The sequence below is a fragment of the Micromonospora matsumotoense genome (assembly GCF_050951065.1).
Classification (GTDB): domain Bacteria; phylum Actinomycetota; class Actinomycetes; order Mycobacteriales; family Micromonosporaceae; genus Micromonospora; species Micromonospora matsumotoensis.
The window spans coordinates 2,167,787-2,185,107 of sequence record NZ_CP192025.1; the positions used below are offsets into that span (position 1 = coordinate 2,167,787).

Genomic DNA, 17,321 nt, shown 5'->3' on the forward strand with positions numbered 1-17,321 from the left:
TGTCGTACCGTCATTCGGCGATCTTCGTCCGCATGGTCCAGCGGAAGATCACCACCCGCGAGGCGTCGTCGTTGAGGCCGTCGTGGTCACCGGAGCGTTCGAAGTGCTCGTAGCCGCCCAGATAGGGCACCTTGATCCGGCCGGTGCCGGTCGGCGCGCTGCGGGCCCGGGTGGTGGCTGGCAGCCCGACCGGGCCGCCCTCCAGGACCACCTCGAAGTGCTCGTCGCCGCGAACGTCGCTGAATCGCCGCGCGCTGCTCACCGATGTGAGATCGTCCACGCTTTCCTCCTCGGCTGGGGGCGGAGACGTTTTTCGATACCGTGTTGTACGTCACTGCCCTCGGATGGGTCCAGCCTGGCGGCAACGAAGGCCCGCGTATACCCGGAAGCGACCCCTAACCCGCCGGTCCGCCACCAGATTTCCACCGCCGGCCAACCTGCGGCCACTTTCCTGACCCGGCAGGCCGCATTTGCGATACCCGTGCTGATGTCGCAAGGTCGACAGGAATGCGGGAAGCTCTGAATTGCGCCCGTAATAGCTCCGTCTTCTCGCTGAAACTCAATTTTTCCTCAAGAGTGAATTGCCCGTTTTAATACCTCTGGTCCCCTGGATGATGGTGTGACGAGGTCGTCGCGGTCAGTGGGGTATGAGGCTGACTTGATGCCAAAGTTCCGGTAAGGACCCTCTGGGGCAGACCTTTTCCAGGTCAGCGACCTGTGGGGTGGTTGATTCTGCGGCCATCTGTGCAGGTGGGAGGGGTGAGGCGGTTCTTGGATCATGTAATTGCTACCGATTGGTAATTTGATGGCCGGCGCCGACAACCTGACAAAACGCCACGCCCGTACGTCATATCAGTGACGAAGTATCATCACCCCACTACCGTCTTGTACGGGTGTCTATGTATGCTGGGGTCGCCGTCGAGGCGTGGCGAAAGCCGTCATTTAATTGACCATCATCATTGAAAGACCCGGTTTTCGGGCTGACGTGGTCAGTGGTCGGGTGGGCCTCGGCGGACCGCGTGGCATCGAGCCGAACGGTTTCGTCGGGGGCCTGTCCCGCCAGGCGACAGCGCCCCGTTCGATGCGTCATCGCTGACCTGGGGGGAGACGGGTGGAATTCGTGGAGAGAAGCCGCGAGCTTGACATCTTGCGGGAGCTTTACTCCGGAAGCGCCACGGGCAGGGGACGGGTCGCGCTGATCAGCGGCCCCGGTGCCACGGGCAAGACCGAGCTGCTGCGGGCCTTCGCCGACCGCGTAGAGGCGACCGGCGCTCTGGTGCTGAGCGCCGCCTGCTCGCGGGCCGAGCGACTGCTGCCTGCCGCCGTCATGGGGCAGCTGTTCCACAGCGTGCCGCTGCCGGCCGAGACGCTCGGACGCATCGCAGCGTTCATCGAGCCAGGGGACACCACGACCGAGGGCACGGTCGACATCAGCGCGGTACGCGGGATGTGCGCCGAACTGCTCGACATCGCCCGTGACCGGCCGCTCGTCCTGCTCGTCGACGACGTCGAGTTCGCCGACGAGACCACCCTGCAAACCCTGCTCTACCTGCAACGCCGGCTCACCGCCGCGCAGTTGCTGGTGGTGCTCACCGAGTCACCCCAACCCCAACCGCTCAACCCGGAGTTCCGCGCCGAGCTCACCCGGCACGCGTGTTTCTGCAACATCCAGCTGGCTCCGCTCTCCGAGGCGGGGGTCGTCGAGCTGCTGAGCGGCTGGATGGGCCGGGACACCGCCGCGGCGCTCGCTCCGGCGTACCACCGGGTCAGCGGCGGCAACCCGCTGCTGCTGCACGCCCTCGGCCAGGACCGGCGCGCCGCCGGGTCGGCCGACGGCACCGAGGTGGTCGTCGGCGACCAGTTCCGCCAGGCCGTCCTGGCCTGCCTGCGGCGGTGGGACCCGGCGATCCTGGAGACGGCCCACGGGTTGGCCCTGCTCGGCGACTTCGCCACCCCGGCGCTGCTGGGCCGACTGCTGGACAGCAAGCCGGCCCGGGTCCAATGGGTACTCGACGCGCTGGCCACGTCCGGACTGCTGGACGCCGGCCGGTTCCGCCACCCGGCGGCGGGTGCGGCGGTGCTGCACGACCTCGCCCCGGAGGCGCTGTCCGAGATGCACGCCCGCGCGGCCGAGCTGCTGCACGCCGAGGGCGCGCCCGCCTCGGCGATCGGGGGTCACCTGCTCGCGGCCGGCGGCCTGGTCGAGCCCTGGGCGATCACCGTGCTCCAGGAGTCGGCGACACACGCGCTCGCCGATGACCGCGTCGACGACGCGGTGGAGTCACTCAAACTGGCCCACGAGATGTGTGACGACGTCCCCCGCCGGGCGGCGCTGACCGCGCTGCTGGCCGACTGCCAGTGGCGGATCAATCCGGCAGCGGTGAGCCAGCACCTCCAGTCCCAGCGCGACGCGCTGCGGGCCGGGCACCTCTCCGAGCGGCATGCCGCGGCGCTGCTGCGTTACCAGCTCTGGCACGGCCATCGGGAGGACGCCCAGGAGACGCTGCGCCATCTGCGCGCCGCGCGGCAGCACTGGGACGCCACCACCGCAGCCGAGTTGGAGGGGTGCACCGAGTGGCTGCGGCTGCACTTCCCGGTCGCCTTCGCCGAACTCGACGCCACCCCCGGCGTCCCGTCGGTGACCACGCCGGCCATGACCGCGGCCCGCTCGGAGGGCCCGCTCGGGTCGGCCACGCCGTCGCTGACCGCCGTCCTCACCGACGGGGTGACCGACGACGTGATCGCCCGCGCCGAGCAGGTGCTCGGCAGCCACCTGCTGGTCGACGTCGGACTGGAGTCGGCCCTGTGCGCGTTGCAGACGCTGGTCTACGCCGACCGGATGGACCGGGCCGTGCACTGGTGCGACGTACTCGGCGCCGAGGCCGGGGCGCGGGGTGCCACCACCTGGCACGCCATCCTGTCCGACGTCCGGTCGCACATCGCGCTGCGGCAGGGCGACCTGCCGCTCAGTGAACGGTTCGCCCGCGAGGCGCTGGACGCGATGTCACCGCACAACTGGGGTGTCGCGATCGGTTCGCCGTTGTCCAACCTGCTGTTCGCCAAGATCGGCATGGACAAGTTGGACGAGGCCGAGGCGCAGCTCAAGCACGTCATGCCGGATGCCATGCGGGACACCTGGTTCTGGCCGCTCTACCTGCGCGCCCGCGGCCACCTGCACCTGGCCGGAGGACGGTCACACGCCGCGCTCGCCGACTTCGAGACCTGCGGGCAGCTGGCCACCCAGTGGGGGCTGGATCTGCCCACCCTGCTTCCCTGGCGGGGCGACCTGGCCCAGGTCTACCTGCGGTCCGGCCGGCCCGACCTGGCCCGGGGCATGGTGACCGAGCAGCTCTCCCGGCCCGGTGCCGAGAACGCCCGGACCAGGGGTATCTCGCTGCGGCTGCTCGGGTCGGCGCTCGACGTCAAACAACGGGTCAACACCCTGCGTCAGGCGGCCAACCTGCTCCAGGAGGCCGGCGACCGCTACCAGCTCTTCCTCGCCCTCGCCGCGCTCAGTAGCGCGCACTACGGGCGCGGCGAGTTCAACACCTCCCGGGTGGTGGCCCGCAGCGCGATGCAGTTGTCCAAGGACATCCAGGCGCAGGCGCTGTGTCGTCGGCTGTTGCCCGGCGGCGGCGACGAGGCGGACGCCCCGCCGGAGCACGAGGAGATGTCCCGGCTCAGCGACGCCGAACAGCGCGTCGCCACGCTGGCCGCGCTCGGTCACACCAACCGGGAGATCGGCAAGAAGCTGTACATCACGGTGAGCACCGTCGAGCAGCACCTGACCCGGGTCTACCGGAAGCTCAACGTCCGGCGACGCACCGAGTTGTCGCTGGGCCTCCCGATGGACGCCACCGGGGCCGGACTGCTGGCGGTGGCGCCGAGCGGGGCCGAGCGCTCCTGGCCGCACTGGGAGTCGGCAGCAGTACAGGCGAGCTGAGCTGGTGCGGAAGGCTCAAGAACCCGAACCGAAGCGGTGGGTCTAGACCCACCGCTTCGGGTCATTAGCTCCATAGAGCGCCGGCCGCCCGTTGCATACCGTGAACCTATACCCACCGCCGTCTGGCGACGTTCTTCTGCGGGGAGCATGAAGGTGAACTGGAATAAAGATAATCGGACGCCCACCGGCGGTGCCGTCGACGCGGTCCGGCTGGGGGACGTCCGTAAGACGTACGGGCGCGGTGAGAACCGGGTCGACGCGTTGCGCGGCGTCACGATGAGCTTCCCGCGGGGCAGCTTCACCGCCGTGATGGGGCCGTCGGGCTCCGGCAAGAGCACCTTCCTGCACTGCGCGGCGGGGCTCGACGTGCCCTCGTCCGGCTCGGTGGTGCTGGACGGCAAGGAACTCAGCGGCATGAACGAAAACCAGCTGACCATGCTGCGCCGCGAGCGGGTCGGCTTCATCTTCCAGGCGTTCAACCTGATGTCGGCGCTCACCGTCGAGCAGAACGTCGGGCTGCCGTTCCGGCTGGCCGGCCGCCGGCCCGACCGCTCCTCCGTGGTGGAGGTGCTGGGCCGGGTGGGGCTGGCGGAGCGGCGCAAGCACCTGCCGAGCGAACTCTCCGGCGGGCAGCAGCAGCGGGTCGCGATCGCCCGGGCGCTCATCATGCGGCCGGCGGTCATCTTCGCCGACGAGCCGACCGGCGCGTTGGACACCCAGACCACCATCGAGGTGCTGCAACTGCTCCGCGAGACGGTGTCCAGCGGCGGCCAGACGATCATCATGGTGACCCACGACCCGGTCGCCGCGTCCGCCGCGCACCGGGTGCTGTTCCTCGCCGACGGTCAGTTCATCGGTGAACTGGAGTCGCCGACCGCTGACGTGGTGGCCGAGCGGATGACCCACCTGACCGCGTGGCAGCAGAACCGGGCGCCGCAGTCGACCGGCAGGGGTGGCTTCTGATGACGTACCTCGCCTGGCGCACCCTGCGCTACCGCAGGCTCGCGTTCATCGCGACGTTCGCCGCGGTCTTCCTCGGGGTGGCGCTGATCGTCGCCTGTGGCGGTCTGATGGAGACCGGCATCCGGCTGGCGGTCCCGCCACAGCGTCTGGCGGCGGCCGACGTAGTGGTCAGCGGCAAGCAGACCTACGGCGTGCCCAAGAAGGACCCGCAGGACACCAAGGACATCAAGTCCGTGCCGCTGGCCGAACGGTACTGGATCGACTCCGGGCTGGTCGGCAAGATCCAGGCAGTGCCCGGGGTCGAACGGGCCATCGCCGAGGCGTCCTTCGCCGCCACCGTCGTCCGCAACGGGGTGCCGGTGATCGTCGGCACGCAGTCGCTGGGTCATGACTGGGAGTCGGCTGCGCTCGGGTCCTACCGGCTCGACGGACAGCCGCCCGCCCAGCCCGGCCAGGTCGTCCTGGACCGGGCGGTGGCCCGGCAGGCCCAGATCAAGGTCGGCGACCGGGTGGAGGTGGCGGTCGGTGGCGGCGTCTCCACCTTCCAGGTGACCGGCCTCGCCGGGGCCCGGGACGAGATGAGCCACTCGGCACTCTTCTTCTCCGGCGGTGACGTGCAGCGGCTCGACCCGCACGCCGGCAGCGCCGATGCGATCGGTGTGATGGCCAAGCCCGGCACCGACCTGGACGCCCTGCGTGGCCGCATCGAGAAGACCCTCAACGACCGCAAGCTGGTCGTGCTGACCGGCGACGACCGTGGGGTGGCCGAGTTCCCCGAGGCGGTCGGCGGGCGGGCCCAGCTGGTCCCGCTCGCCGGTGTCTTCGCCGGTATGACCGTCTTCGTCTCGATCTTCGTGGTCGCCAGCACCCTGGGCCTGTCGGTGCAGCAGCGGCAGAAGGAGGTCGCGCTGTTGCGTTCCATCGGCGCGACGCCCCGGCAGATCCGCAAGATGATCCGCCGCGAGGCGCTCGTGGTCGCGGTCGGCGCCGCGATCCTCGGCTGCATTCCCGGTGCCCTGCTGGGGCCGCTGATCCACTGGCTCGTCGCAGAGGCCGGGGTCATCTCGCCGGTCGTGGAGTTCCACCAGGGCGTGGTTCCCTACCTGATCGGCCCGGCCGTCGGGATCTTCGCCGCGCTGGTCGCCTCCTACGTCGCCAGCCGACGCCCCTCCAAGACCCGGCCCACCGAAGGCATCGCCGAGGCTGCCGTCCAGCGCAAATGGGTCACCTGGCCCCGGGTGGTGTTCTCCTTCCTCTTCTTCGCCGGCGGGATCGTGCTGATCATCGTGACGGGGGTCGCCCTGCGGGGCCCGGTGGCGTCCGCGACCGCCGGGCCGGCGGTGATGTGCTGGGCGATCGCGATCGCGTTGATCAGCCCAGGACTGACCCGGCTCCTCGCCGCCATGCTCAGCGTGCCGGTGCGGGCGTTCTTCGGGCTCTCCGGCTACCTCGGCACGATCAACATTCGGACGAGGTCGGTCCGGGTAGCCGCCGCGGTCACCCCGATCATGCTGGCGGTGTCGGTGGCGTTGGCCAACTTCTACCTGCAGACCACGCAGAACGAGGCCGCCGAGCGTTACTACTCCGACAATCTCCGCGCCGACGTCGTGCTCAGTTCCGCCACCGGTGGCTTCCCCGCCGACACCGTCGAGAAGCTCCGGTCCGCGCCGGGCGTCGAGGACGCGTCGGCGTACGTCACCAGCGCCGGCTGGATCAACAAGCCCTACGACGGTTCGCACGTCGAGTCGCCGTGGCCGTTGCAGGGGGTGACGGCGGCCAGCGCGGCCAGCATCACCGGCGTCCGGACCATCGAAGGTAACCTGGCCGACCTGCGGGGTGACACCGTGGCCCTGCCCGAGGTGGCCGGCAAGAACCTGAACGTCGGCATCGGCGACCAGATCACGCTGCGCCTCGGTGACCGGTCGGCGGTCGACCTGCGGGTGGTCGCGCTCTACCCGGCAAAGGAGGGGTACGAGACGATCATGCTCCCCGCCGAGCTGCTCGCCGCGCACAGCACCACCGGGCTGACCCGACAGATCCTGGTCACCGCCGCACCCGGCACCGACCGCGACAAACTGGCAGCCAGCCTGCGGGAGAAGGTCGGTGGCAACCCGGGCACCCTGATCGGCGAGCGCGACACGATCGCCACGTTCGCCGAGCGGACCAAGACCCAGGCCTGGGTGAACTACCTGCTCGTCGCCCTGGTCGCCGGTTACACCATGATCTCGGTGGCGAACACCCTGATCGTGGCCACCGCCGGTCGCCGCCGTGAGCTGGGCATGCAACGGCTCATCGGTGCCACCCGACGCCAGGCCCTGGAGATGCTCAGCATCGAGGCCGGCATGATCACCATCATCGGGGTGGTGCTCGGCACCATCGCGTCCATTGCCACGCTGTTGCCGTTCAGCGCCGTGGTGCTGGGTCGACCCTTCCCCTCCGGGTCGGTCTTCATCTATCTGGCAGTGGTGGCGGGCGCCGCGGTGCTCGCGTTCGCTGCCACGCTGCTGCCCGGCCACCGGGTGATGCTCACCCGGCCGGCGGAAGCTGCCGTCGCCGTCGATTGACGCGCAGTGAACGCCCAGCCGCGCCCCCGGTCGACGACCGGGGGCGCGGCTGCATGTCGTGGTCGGTAGGCAATTGCGGAGCAACGACCCCACCGGCGAGGTCAGGAGACGTCGGCGCGGGTGCCGTTGAGGTACGCCAGCACGGCCAGCACCCGACGGTTGCTGTCGTCCGCCGGGGTCAGGTCGAGCTTGGTGAAGATGCTGGTGGTGTACTTGGCGACCGCGCCCTGGCTGACGATGAGACGCTGCGCGATGGCCACATTTGAACATCCCTCGGCCATCAGCTTCAGCACCTCCCGCTCGCGCGGGGTGAGCGTGGACAGTGGCTCCCGGCGGGACCGGCCGGCCAGCAGCTGGGAGATCACCTGCGGGTCCATCGCGGTGCCCCCGTCGGCGACCCGGCGGATGGCGTCGACGAACTGGTCGCTGTTGAGCACCCGGTCCTTCAACAGGTATCCGATGCCGCCGCTGGCGTCGGCGAGCAGCTCCTTGGCGTAGAGCTGCTCGACGTGCTGGGAGAGCACCAGGATGGGCAGGCCGGGGCAGCGGCGTCGGGCCTCCAGAGCAGCCTGGAGCCCCTCGTCGGTGAACGTCGGGGGCAGTCGCACGTCGACCACCGCGACCTCGGGGCGGAGGGTCACCAGGGCGTCGAGTAACGCCGGTCCGTTGTCGACCGCCGCGACGATCTCGAAGTCGTACGATTCGAGGAGCTGGACCATCCCCTGCCTCAGGAGGAAGAGGTCCTCGGCGAGTACAACGCGCACGGCAGCTCCAGGATCGCGACGGTCGGCCCACCTTCGGGACTGCTGAGGACGAGCGTCCCGTCGAACGTAGCACAGCGTCGTTCGATGCCCCGGAGACCGGTGCCGAGCGAAGCGTCCGCGCCGCCCTGACCGTTGTCGATCACCACCGCCCGCAGTAGACCGTCCTCGTGGCGCAGATCGATGCTGGCCCGGTCGGCGTTGGCGTGCTTGAGGACGTTGTTCAGCAGTTCGGACAGGGCGAAGTAGACGGCGGACTCCGCCGGGGCGGCCATCCGGCCGGGCACGTCGGTGGTGACCTCGACGTCGATCGGGCTCTCCAGTGCGATGGCCCGGATGGCGTCCTCCAGGCCCCGCTCGGCGAGGACCGGGGGGTGGATGCCCCGGATCAGGCAGCGCAGCTCCTCCAGCGCGGTGGCGGTGGCGTTGCGCGCGTCGACCAGCAGGGTCTCCGCAGCGTCCGGGTTGGTCCGCAACTGCCGGTTGGCCGCGCCGAGCTTCATGCCGATCGCGACCAGCCGCGCCTGCGCGCCGTCGTGCAGGTCCCGTTCGATCCGGCGCAGCTCGGTGGCCTGAATGTTGATCACGTCGGAACGGGTCTCGGAGAGGTGCCGCATCCGGGAGGTGATCATCGACCGTTCACTCGGCCCCAGGAGCGACCTGGCGAAGTGCGCGTACCCGGCCAGCACGTGCGGGGTGGCGGCCGCCCAGATCCCGAACACCACGAGGCTGACCAGTGCCCCGAGCGCCACGTGCGGCCAGGAGTCCAGCGCGGTGAAGCCGTACCAGAAGTTCACCCCGGACTCGCGCATCAGCATCCAGAACCCGGTGGAGAGCACCAACCCCTCCACCGAGTAGACCAGCAGGGTGAGCGGCAGCAGCCCGAGCGCGAACCCGACCAGTGTGTTGAGTAGCAGGAACAGCAGGTCACGCCAGGTCGCCGGGTCGGTGAGGATGGACCGGCAGCGCTGCACCCAGCCGAACACCCCCGGTTCCAGCGGTGGCAGGGGGAGGTAGGGCGTGGCGATCGGCACCCCGGAGCGGGCGGCGAGGTTCCGGCACAGCCCGGTCAGCCGGCGGACCAGCGGCGTGACCAGTGGCAGCAACAGCACCCCGACACCGAGCAGGATGAACGCCGTGGCGAGGGTGGTGGTGATGAAGAGGGTCAGGCTGAGCGCGGCGGTGGCGACGAGCACCACGCCCCGTCCAGTGGCGTACAGGGCCCGGGTCAGCGCCCGCCCGCTGAGCCCGATAGCGACGGCGACGTCCATATTCTCCGGCTCTCCCGGTCACGATAGATCGATGGTGGTGCCCGCACTCAAGGGTGTGTCGTGGACGACGAGTTGACGGAACTCGGTGCCGACCGGCGTGTCATAGACCAGAGATCCGCTGACCGTCGCGCCGGGCCTGATGTTCTTCGTCAACCGCTGGGTGTCCGGATAGTAGAGCAGGGACCGGGTGTCCGGTGTGTAGCCACGGCCGTCGGTGTCGACCAGTCGCTGGCTGAGCGGCCAGACGATGGTGCCCTTGTCGCCCTTGTTGACCACGTCGACGTCGACCATGCAGAACACCCCGTCCGCCTGCTGGGTCAACGGCCAGAACCCGATCTCGCGTTGCCCGCAGTGCACCCCCCGTACGGTGAATTCCAGCGCCCCGTCCTGCCCGGTGGCGGTGGCCGGCGACGGGCGCGGGGAGGGCGACGGGCTCGGGGTGGGGCTCGGCGTGGTGGGGGCCGGCGCGGACGGGCTCGGGTCGGCGCGCGGTGTGCCCCGCTGGTCGGCCTGGCGCAGCGCGACGACGCCCAGCACGACGGCGGCCACCACCGCCACCACCCCGGTCACCACCGCCGGCCAGGACGGCGGCGGCCGATGCGGCGGCGGGGTCGGGGCGAGCAGGGTGGCCGGCTGGCCGATGACCGGATACCACCGGGTGCCGTCGAGTTGCTCGGTGGTCGCCGCCACCGGCTCCACCGCCGACCGGATGCTCGCCGTGTCGGCGCTGCCGACCAGGATCAGCATCGCCTCCCGGGCGGTGGGGCGCTGTCGGGGGTCGGTACGCAGCGCCCGCGCGACCACCGCGGCCAGGCCGGCGGGCAGCCCGCTCAGGTCGGGGCCGCCGGCCGGGTGGACCCGGTGGTCGACCGGCAGCCGACCGGTGGCGGCCCAGCCGACGAGGATGCCCCAGGCGTAGACGTCGGCGGGTTGGGCCGGGGGGAAGCCGGCGAGTCGTTCCGGGGCCAACCAGCCCGGGGTGCCGTACGAGGGACCGGTGGTCGGGTCGAGCACCTCGATCAGGCTCGCCAACCCGAAGTCGATGACCTTCGGCCCGAACGGGGACAGCAGGACGTTGCGGGGGGTCAGGTCGCCGTGGGCCAGCCCGGCGGCGTGGATCGCGGTGAGCCCGGCGGCCACGCCGACGGCCAGCGCCTCGGCCTGTGGCCCGGAGAGCGAGCCGTGCCGGGTCACGTGCTCGTGCAGGGACGATCCCGTCACGTACTCGGTGACGAGGTAGGGCACCGGGCCCTGCGGGTCGGCGTCGAGCACCCGGGCGGTGCAGAAGTCGGCCACCCGGCCGGCGGCGGCGACCTCCCGGGCGAACCGTCGCCGGAACTCCGGCCGGGACCGCAACTCGTCGTGGACGACCTTGACCGCCACCCGGCCCCCACCCGGCGCCTCGGCCAGGAAGACCACCCCCATGCCGCCCGATCCGAGCAGGCGGTGCAGCCGGTAGGGTCCGACACTCTCCGGATCACCCGGCCGCAGCGGTGACCCCGGCTCGGCCACTGCGCCGCTGGTCAGCTCGCCCATGTATACAAGTGTCCCATGGCGGGTCGAGGCCCGCGCCCCCTCAGTCGTGCCCGCCGGGCGCCCCGCCGGGCCGCCGTGCGGGGACCTGCGGTGGGACGCGTGGTAGGGGATCGCTAAGGGTTGGCACGGCCGGGGGCGGAACCTAGCGTGTGGTCGCACGCGCTCGCCGGCGCTTGATGCGGTCGGCGACCCCGTCGGCTGACGACGGGGTCGCCGACCCCGGTGGCGCGGGCTCCCCGCCGATGCGCACCGACAACCGCTGGCCGCGCTGACGCCGCCGGGGCCGGGCGTCGGCCCGTCGCGTCGTCGTGGTGCGCGCCGCGCGGACTAGAGAGGGACGTGACCACCCATGACCCCAACGACACGGTACGACGAGGCGCAGGCCGCGGACGGCGGGACCCCCGGTGCGAAGCAGATTCGTCAGTTGGACCGGGTGGTGATCCGGTTTGCGGGTGACTCGGGTGATGGGATGCAGTTGACGGGGGACAGGTTCACCTCGGAGACGGCGCAGTTGGGTAATGACATTTCGACGTTGCCGAATTTCCCGGCGGAGATTCGGGCGCCGGCGGGGACCCTGCCGGGGGTGTCGAGTTTCCAGGTGCATTTCGCCGATTACGACATTCTGACGCCGGGTGACGCGCCGAACGTCCTGGTCGCGATGAACCCGGCGGCGTTGAAAGCGAATGTGGGCGATCTGCGTCGGGGTGCGGACATCATCGTGAACACCGACGAGTTCACGAAGCGGAACCTGGTCAAGGTCGGTTACGCGGTCAGCCCTCTGGAGGATGACTCCCTGGCCGGGTTCGTGGTGCATCCGGTGGCGTTGACGTCGATGACGGTAGGCGCCCTGGCCGAGTTGGCGGTGTCGAAGAAAGACGCCGAACGAGCGAAGAACATGTTCGCGTTGGGGTTGTTGTCGTGGATGTACTCCCGCCCCTACGACTCGACGCTACGGTTCCTGGAACGGAAGTTCGTCAAGCGTCCGGACCTCGTCGCGGCGAACATCGCCGCGTTCAAGGCGGGTTGGAACTACGGCGAGACCACCGACAGTTTCTCGGTCCGCTACGAAGTGAAACCCGCCAAGATGCTCCCGGGCACCTACCGCAACATCACCGGTAACGCCGCCCTGTCGTTGGGGTTGGTCGCCGCCGGGGTCCGCTCCGGACTACCCGTGTTCCTCGGCGCGTACCCGATCACCCCCGCCTCCGACATCCTCCACGAACTGAGCAAACACAAAAAGCTCGGTGTGGTCACCATGCAGGCCGAAGACGAGATCGCCGCCGCCGGCGCCGCGTTGGGCGCCTCCTACGGCGGGGCCCTCGGCGTGACCACCACCAGCGGCCCCGGCGTCGCCCTGAAATCCGAGACGATCTCCCTCGCCGTCGCCCTGGAACTCCCCCTGGTCATCGTCGACGTGCAACGCGCCGGCCCCTCGACCGGCCTCCCCACCAAAACCGAACAGGCCGACCTGAACATCGCCCTACACGGCCGCCACGGCGAAGCACCCCTCGCGGTCATCGCCGCCCGCTCCCCGTCGGACTGCTTCCACGCCGCCCTCGAAGCCGCCCGCATCGCGATCACCTACCGCACCCCGGTGATCCTGCTGTCGGACAACTACGTCGCCAACGGCTCCGAACCCTGGCTCCTACCCGACGTCGACTCCCTACCCGACCTCCGCGTCGACTTCGCCACCACCCCCAACCACGACGACGGCACCACCTTCCTGCCCTACCTACGCGACCCCGACACCCTCGCCCGCCCCTGGGCGATCCCCGGCACCCCCGGACTCGAACACCGCATCGGCGGCCTCGAGAAAGCCGACAAGACCGGCGACATCTCCTACGACCCCACCAACCACGACTACATGGTCCGCACCCGCGCCGCCCGCATCGAAGCGATCCCCGTACCCGACCTCGACGTCGACGACCCCGACGGCAACGCCCGCGTCCTCGTCCTCGGCTGGGGCTCCACCTACGGACCCATCGGCGCCGCCTGCCGCGCCCTCCGCCACCGCGGCTACCCCATCGCCCAAGCCCACCTCCGCCACCTCAACCCCCTCCCCGCCAACCTCGGCGACGTCCTGCACGCCTACGACCGGGTCGTCATCCCCGAGATGAACCTCGGCCAACTCGCCCAGGTCATCCGCGCCCGACACCTGATCGACGCGATCGCCTACAACCAGGTCCGCGGCCTACCCTTCACCGCCGCCGAACTAGAGACGACGCTGGAAGAGGTCTGCAAAAATGCCTGAACCCACCACCCTGAAACTCACCACCAAAGACTTCAAATCCGACCAAGAAGTCCGCTGGTGCCCCGGCTGCGGCGACTACGCCATCCTCGCCGCCATCCAACAATTCATGCCCGAACTGCACATCCCCCGCGAAAACACCGTGTTCATCTCCGGAATCGGCTGCTCATCCCGCTTCCCCTACTACATGAACACCTACGGCATGCACTCCATCCACGGCCGCGCCCCCGCCATCGCCACCGGCCTGTCCGTCACCCGACCCGACCTGTCCGTCTGGGTCGTCACCGGCGACGGCGACGCCCTCTCCATCGGCGGCAACCACCTCATCCACGCCCTCCGCCGCAACGTCAACCTCAAAATCCTCCTCTTCAACAACCGCATCTACGGCCTCACCAAAGGCCAATACTCCCCCACCAGCGAAACCGGCAAAATCACCAAATCCACCCCCGCCGGCTCCGCCGACGCCCCCTTCAACCCCCTCTCCCTCGCCCTCGGCGCAGAAGCCACCTTCGTCGCCCGCACCATCGACTCCGACCGCAAACACCTCCAATCAGTCCTCCGCGCCGCCGCCCAACACCAAGGCTCCGCCTTCGTCGAGATCTACCAAAACTGCAACATCTTCAACGACGGCGCCTTCGAACAACTCAAACAACCCGACACCCGCGACAACTACCTCATCCGACTCGAACACAACCAACCCATCACCTTCGGCCACAACGGACAACACTGCATCGTCCACCCCCCACGCGGCTTCGGCCTCGAAGTCCGCGACACCGCCACCACCCCCGCCGACGACATCATCGTCCACGACACCACCATCACCGACCCCGCCTACGCCTTCGCACTATCCCGACTCCCCGGACCAAACCTCCGCAACACCCCCATCGGCGTATTCCGGCAAACCCACCGCCCCTCCTACGACAACCTCGTCCAACAACAACTCACCACCGCCAAAGCCACCACCACCCACACCCCCGAACAACAACTCACCGCCCTCCTCGCCACCGGCGACACCTGGACCATCAGGCCGCTGGCCGACGCATGATCGAGCAGCTCACGCCACCCGGAGTCGTCGCCGTCGAGGCGTTCGACGACACCGACACCGAGCCGTTGCACCCCGCGGAGGCCGCGCTGGTGGCCGATGCCGTCGAGAAGCGGCGACGCGAGTTCACCACCGCCCGCACCTGTGCCCGCCGGGCCCTGCGCGCCCTCGGCCAGCCGGCCGTCCCGGTGCTCACCGGGGAACGCGGCGCGCCCCTCTGGCCGGCCGGTGTCGTCGGCAGCCTCACCCACTGCGCCGGCTACCGGGCCGCCGTGGTCGCCCGTCGGGAAGACATCCGCAGCATCGGCATCGACGCCGAACCCGCCGCCCCACTGCCCGACGGCGTCCTGGATGCCATCGCCCTGCCCGAGGAACGGGCCATGGTGCACCAGCTGAGTACGCAGGCCCCCGGCCCGCCCTGGGACCGGTTGCTGTTCAGCGCCAAGGAAGCCCTCTACAAGGCGTGGTTCCCGATCACCGGCGTCTTCCTCGGTTTCGACGAGGCCCGGATCACCCTGCACCCGACCGACGGCACCTTCACCGCCCGCGTCCTGGTCCCCGGTCGCGGTCGGGACTTCGACGGCCGCTATCTGCACGACGCCGGCCTGACGCTGACCGTCGTCGCCGTCCCGAACTGAGCCGCGCACCGCGCACCACGCAGCACTGGACCAACGAGGGGACCACACCGATGAACGCCGGCATCTACGCCGTCAGCGACCTGCACGTGGCGTACCCGGAGAACCGGAAGATCGTGGAGAGCCTCTGGCCCCGCGCCGCCGGCGACTGGCTGATCGTCGCCGGTGACGTCGCCGAACTCTTCGCCGACGTCACCTGGGCGCTGACGCTGCTCAGCGAACGGTTCGGCAAGGTCATCTGGGCTCCCGGCAACCACGAGCTGTGGACCCACTCCCAGGACCCCGTCCGGCTGCGGGGCGAGGAGCGCTACCAGGCCATCGTGCGGCAGTGCCGGAGCCTGGGGGTGAGCACCCCCGAGGACGAGTACCCGGTGTGGACCGGCGCCGGTGGCCCGCTGCTGGTGGCGCCGCTGTTCGTCGGCTACGACTACTCGTTCCGCGAGCCGGGCGTCACCAGCAAGGAACAGGCGCTGGCCCGCGCCCACGCCGCCGGGGTGGTCTGCGCCGACGAGGTCTTCCTGCACCCCGACCCGTACCCGAGCCGGGACGCCTGGTGCCGGACCCGGGTGGCGCTGACCGAGGCCCGGCTCGCCGGCTGCGACCCGACCGTGCCGAAGATCCTGGTCAACCACTACCCGCTGGTCCGGATGCCCACCGACATCCTGCGCTACCCCGAGTTCGCCCAGTGGTGCGGCACCGAGCTCACCGCCGACTGGCACCGCCGGTTCCACGCCAGCACCGTGATCTACGGACACCTGCACATCCCCCGGGTGACCTGGCACGACGGGGTGCGGTTCGAGGAGGTCTCCGTCGGCTACCCCCGGGAGTGGCGGCCCCGGCCCCGCCCCGACTCGTGGCTGCGGCGGGTGCTGCCGGCGTCCGTCCAGGTCTGACGCCTCACCCGTCGACGAGGCGCTTCTTCTGCACCTTGCCCAGCGCGTTGCGGGGCAGGGCGTCGACCAACCGGACCTCCCGGGGCCGCTTGTGCACCGACAGTTGCCGGGCGACGAAGTCGACCAGTTCCGGCCCGGTCACCCCGTCGCCGACCACGTACGCGGTGACCTGCTGCCCCAGATCCGGGTGCGGCAGGCCCACCACCGCCGCCTCGCGTACCCCCGGGTGGGCCAGCAGCGCCTCCTCGACCTCACCGGCACCGATCCGGTAGCCGCCGCTCTTGATCAGGTCGGTGCTCGCCCGGCCCACGATGCGGTGCCAGCCGTCCGGGCCGACGGTGGCGACGTCCCCGGTCCGGAACCAGCCGTCGGCGGTGCGACTCGCCGCGTCCGCGTCCGGCCGGTTCAGGTAGCCGTCGAACAGGGTCGGGCCGTCGACCAGCAGCTCGCCCATTGCCGAGCCGTCGCTCGGCAGGTCGTGGCCCTGCTCGTCGACGATCCGGGTGCGCACCCCGGGCAGCGGCACCCCGACAGCGCCCGGCCGGCGCGGTCCGTCCGCCCGGGCGCTCACCGTGATCAGGGTCTCCGTCATGCCGTACCGCTCGACCACCCGGTGCCCGGTCAACGCGGCGAGACCGTCGAAGACCGCCGTGGGCAGCGCCGCACTGCCCGACACCAGCAGCCGCGCCGACCGCAACGCCCGCGCGGCGGCCGGCACCGCACCGATCCGCGACCAGATGGTCGGCACGCCGAAACAGAGCGTCCCGCCGGCTGCCGCGTACCGGTCCGGCTGCGGCCGACCGACGTGGTGCAGCCGGCTGCCGACCCGCAACGGCCCGAGCACCCCGAGCACCAGCCCGTGTACGTGGAACAGCGGCAGCCCGTGCACCAGCAGGTCGTCCGGCGTCCACGCCCAGGCGTCGGCGAGCCCGTCCAGACAGGTGGCGATGGCGGCCCGGGAGAGCAGCGCCCCCTTCGGCGCACCGGTCGTCCCGCTGGTATAGAGGATCAGGGCGGTCCGGTCCGGGGCGGGCTCCGGATGCGTGCTCGCCGAGACGCGCCGCAGGTCGACCGGGACCACCGGCAACCCGCCCGCCGCGGCGGACGCGTCCGTTCCGGTGGACCCGTCCGACGTCCCGCCCGCCGCGGCGAGCAGGGCCTGGGCGGCCGAGTCGCGCAGGATGTGCTCCCGTTCCCGGGGCCCCGCATCGGGCGGCACGGGCACCACCGCCGTACCCGCCCGCAGCGCACCCACCACCCCCACCACGGTCTCCAGCGTCGGTGTGGCCTCGACCGCCACCCGGTCCAGGCCGTGCAGGTCGTCGGCGACTGCGGCGGCCAGCCCCTGCAACCGGGACCGGGACAGCGACCGGTCACCCACCCGGACCAGGTCCGGGCGGTCGTCCATCGACGATGACATCGCGGCCAGCAGCGACACGGTCCCCGCCTTTCCGGGCAGTCGGCA

General features: G+C 70.5%; 12 protein-coding genes. 7 read left to right on the forward strand and 5 right to left on the reverse strand.

Annotated elements, in window-relative coordinates; all coding sequences use genetic code 11:
• Positions 1 to 10: 10 nt before the first annotated feature.
• Positions 11 to 280: a DUF5988 family protein gene (locus ACQP1S_RS09645; protein WP_432905370.1), complete on the reverse strand. Its 270-nt coding sequence runs from the start codon at positions 278 to 280 to the stop codon at positions 11 to 13.
• A gap of 831 nt (positions 281 to 1,111) precedes the next feature.
• On the opposite strand from ACQP1S_RS09645, the gene ACQP1S_RS09650 reads away from it, so the two are divergent.
• From ACQP1S_RS09650 to ACQP1S_RS09660, 3 genes are all read left to right on the forward strand, one after another.
• Positions 1,112 to 3,943, forward strand: coding sequence for an AAA family ATPase (locus ACQP1S_RS09650; protein WP_432905373.1), 2,832 nt, complete (start codon positions 1,112 to 1,114; stop codon positions 3,941 to 3,943).
• Positions 3,944 to 4,090: 147 nt separating this feature from the next.
• The gene (locus ACQP1S_RS09655) at positions 4,091 to 4,906 is read left to right on the forward strand and encodes an ABC transporter ATP-binding protein (protein ID WP_432905376.1); all 816 of its coding nucleotides are present in this window, start codon (positions 4,091 to 4,093) and stop codon (positions 4,904 to 4,906) included.
• Positions 4,906 to 7,470 carry an FtsX-like permease family protein gene (locus ACQP1S_RS09660; protein WP_432905378.1) on the forward strand — a complete coding sequence of 855 codons (2,565 nt, stop codon included), beginning with the start codon at positions 4,906 to 4,908 and terminating at the stop codon, positions 7,468 to 7,470. Before ACQP1S_RS09655 ends, ACQP1S_RS09660 begins: the two co-directional genes overlap by 1 nt.
• A 101-nt stretch (positions 7,471 to 7,571) precedes the next feature.
• Here ACQP1S_RS09660 and ACQP1S_RS09665 read toward each other — a convergent pair whose 3' ends face one another.
• The 3 genes from ACQP1S_RS09665 to ACQP1S_RS09675 are packed head-to-tail and all read right to left on the reverse strand — an operon-like array spanning position 7,572 to position 11,038.
• Positions 7,572 to 8,234 carry a response regulator gene (locus ACQP1S_RS09665; protein WP_091253901.1) on the reverse strand — a complete coding sequence of 221 codons (663 nt, stop codon included), beginning with the start codon at positions 8,232 to 8,234 and terminating at the stop codon, positions 7,572 to 7,574.
• A complete protein-coding gene (locus tag ACQP1S_RS09670; RefSeq protein ID WP_432905380.1) occupies positions 8,198 to 9,502 on the reverse strand; it encodes a sensor domain-containing protein in 1,305 nt (434 codons plus the stop codon). Before ACQP1S_RS09670 ends, ACQP1S_RS09665 begins: the two co-directional genes overlap by 37 nt.
• Positions 9,503 to 9,520: 18 nt before the next feature.
• Positions 9,521 to 11,038, reverse strand: coding sequence for a protein kinase domain-containing protein (locus ACQP1S_RS09675; protein ID WP_432905383.1), 1,518 nt, complete (start codon positions 11,036 to 11,038; stop codon positions 9,521 to 9,523).
• Between the two features lie 349 nt (positions 11,039 to 11,387).
• Between ACQP1S_RS09675 and ACQP1S_RS09680 the strand changes: the two genes are divergently transcribed.
• The 4 genes from ACQP1S_RS09680 to ACQP1S_RS09695 are packed head-to-tail and all read left to right on the forward strand — an operon-like array spanning position 11,388 to position 15,856.
• The gene (locus ACQP1S_RS09680; RefSeq protein ID WP_432905386.1) at positions 11,388 to 13,289 is read left to right on the forward strand and encodes a 2-oxoacid:acceptor oxidoreductase subunit alpha; all 1,902 of its coding nucleotides are present in this window, start codon (positions 11,388 to 11,390) and stop codon (positions 13,287 to 13,289) included.
• Positions 13,282 to 14,331 (forward strand): 2-oxoacid:ferredoxin oxidoreductase subunit beta, encoded by a 1,050-nt coding sequence (locus ACQP1S_RS09685; RefSeq protein ID WP_432905388.1) that lies wholly within the window; start codon positions 13,282 to 13,284, stop codon positions 14,329 to 14,331. The genes ACQP1S_RS09680 and ACQP1S_RS09685 overlap by 8 nt, the downstream gene beginning before the upstream one ends.
• Positions 14,328 to 14,966 (forward strand): 4'-phosphopantetheinyl transferase family protein, encoded by a 639-nt coding sequence (locus ACQP1S_RS09690; RefSeq protein WP_432905391.1) that lies wholly within the window; start codon positions 14,328 to 14,330, stop codon positions 14,964 to 14,966. Before ACQP1S_RS09685 ends, ACQP1S_RS09690 begins: the two co-directional genes overlap by 4 nt.
• A 50-nt stretch (positions 14,967 to 15,016) precedes the next feature.
• Entirely contained in the window at positions 15,017 to 15,856 is an 840-nt protein-coding gene (locus tag ACQP1S_RS09695; protein WP_432905394.1) for a metallophosphoesterase family protein, read from the forward strand.
• 4 nt (positions 15,857 to 15,860) lie between these two features.
• On the opposite strand, the gene ACQP1S_RS09700 is transcribed toward ACQP1S_RS09695, so the two are convergent.
• Entirely contained in the window at positions 15,861 to 17,276 is a 1,416-nt protein-coding gene (locus ACQP1S_RS09700) for an acyl-CoA synthetase (RefSeq protein WP_432907928.1), read from the reverse strand.
• Positions 17,277 to 17,321 lie beyond the last annotated feature (45 nt).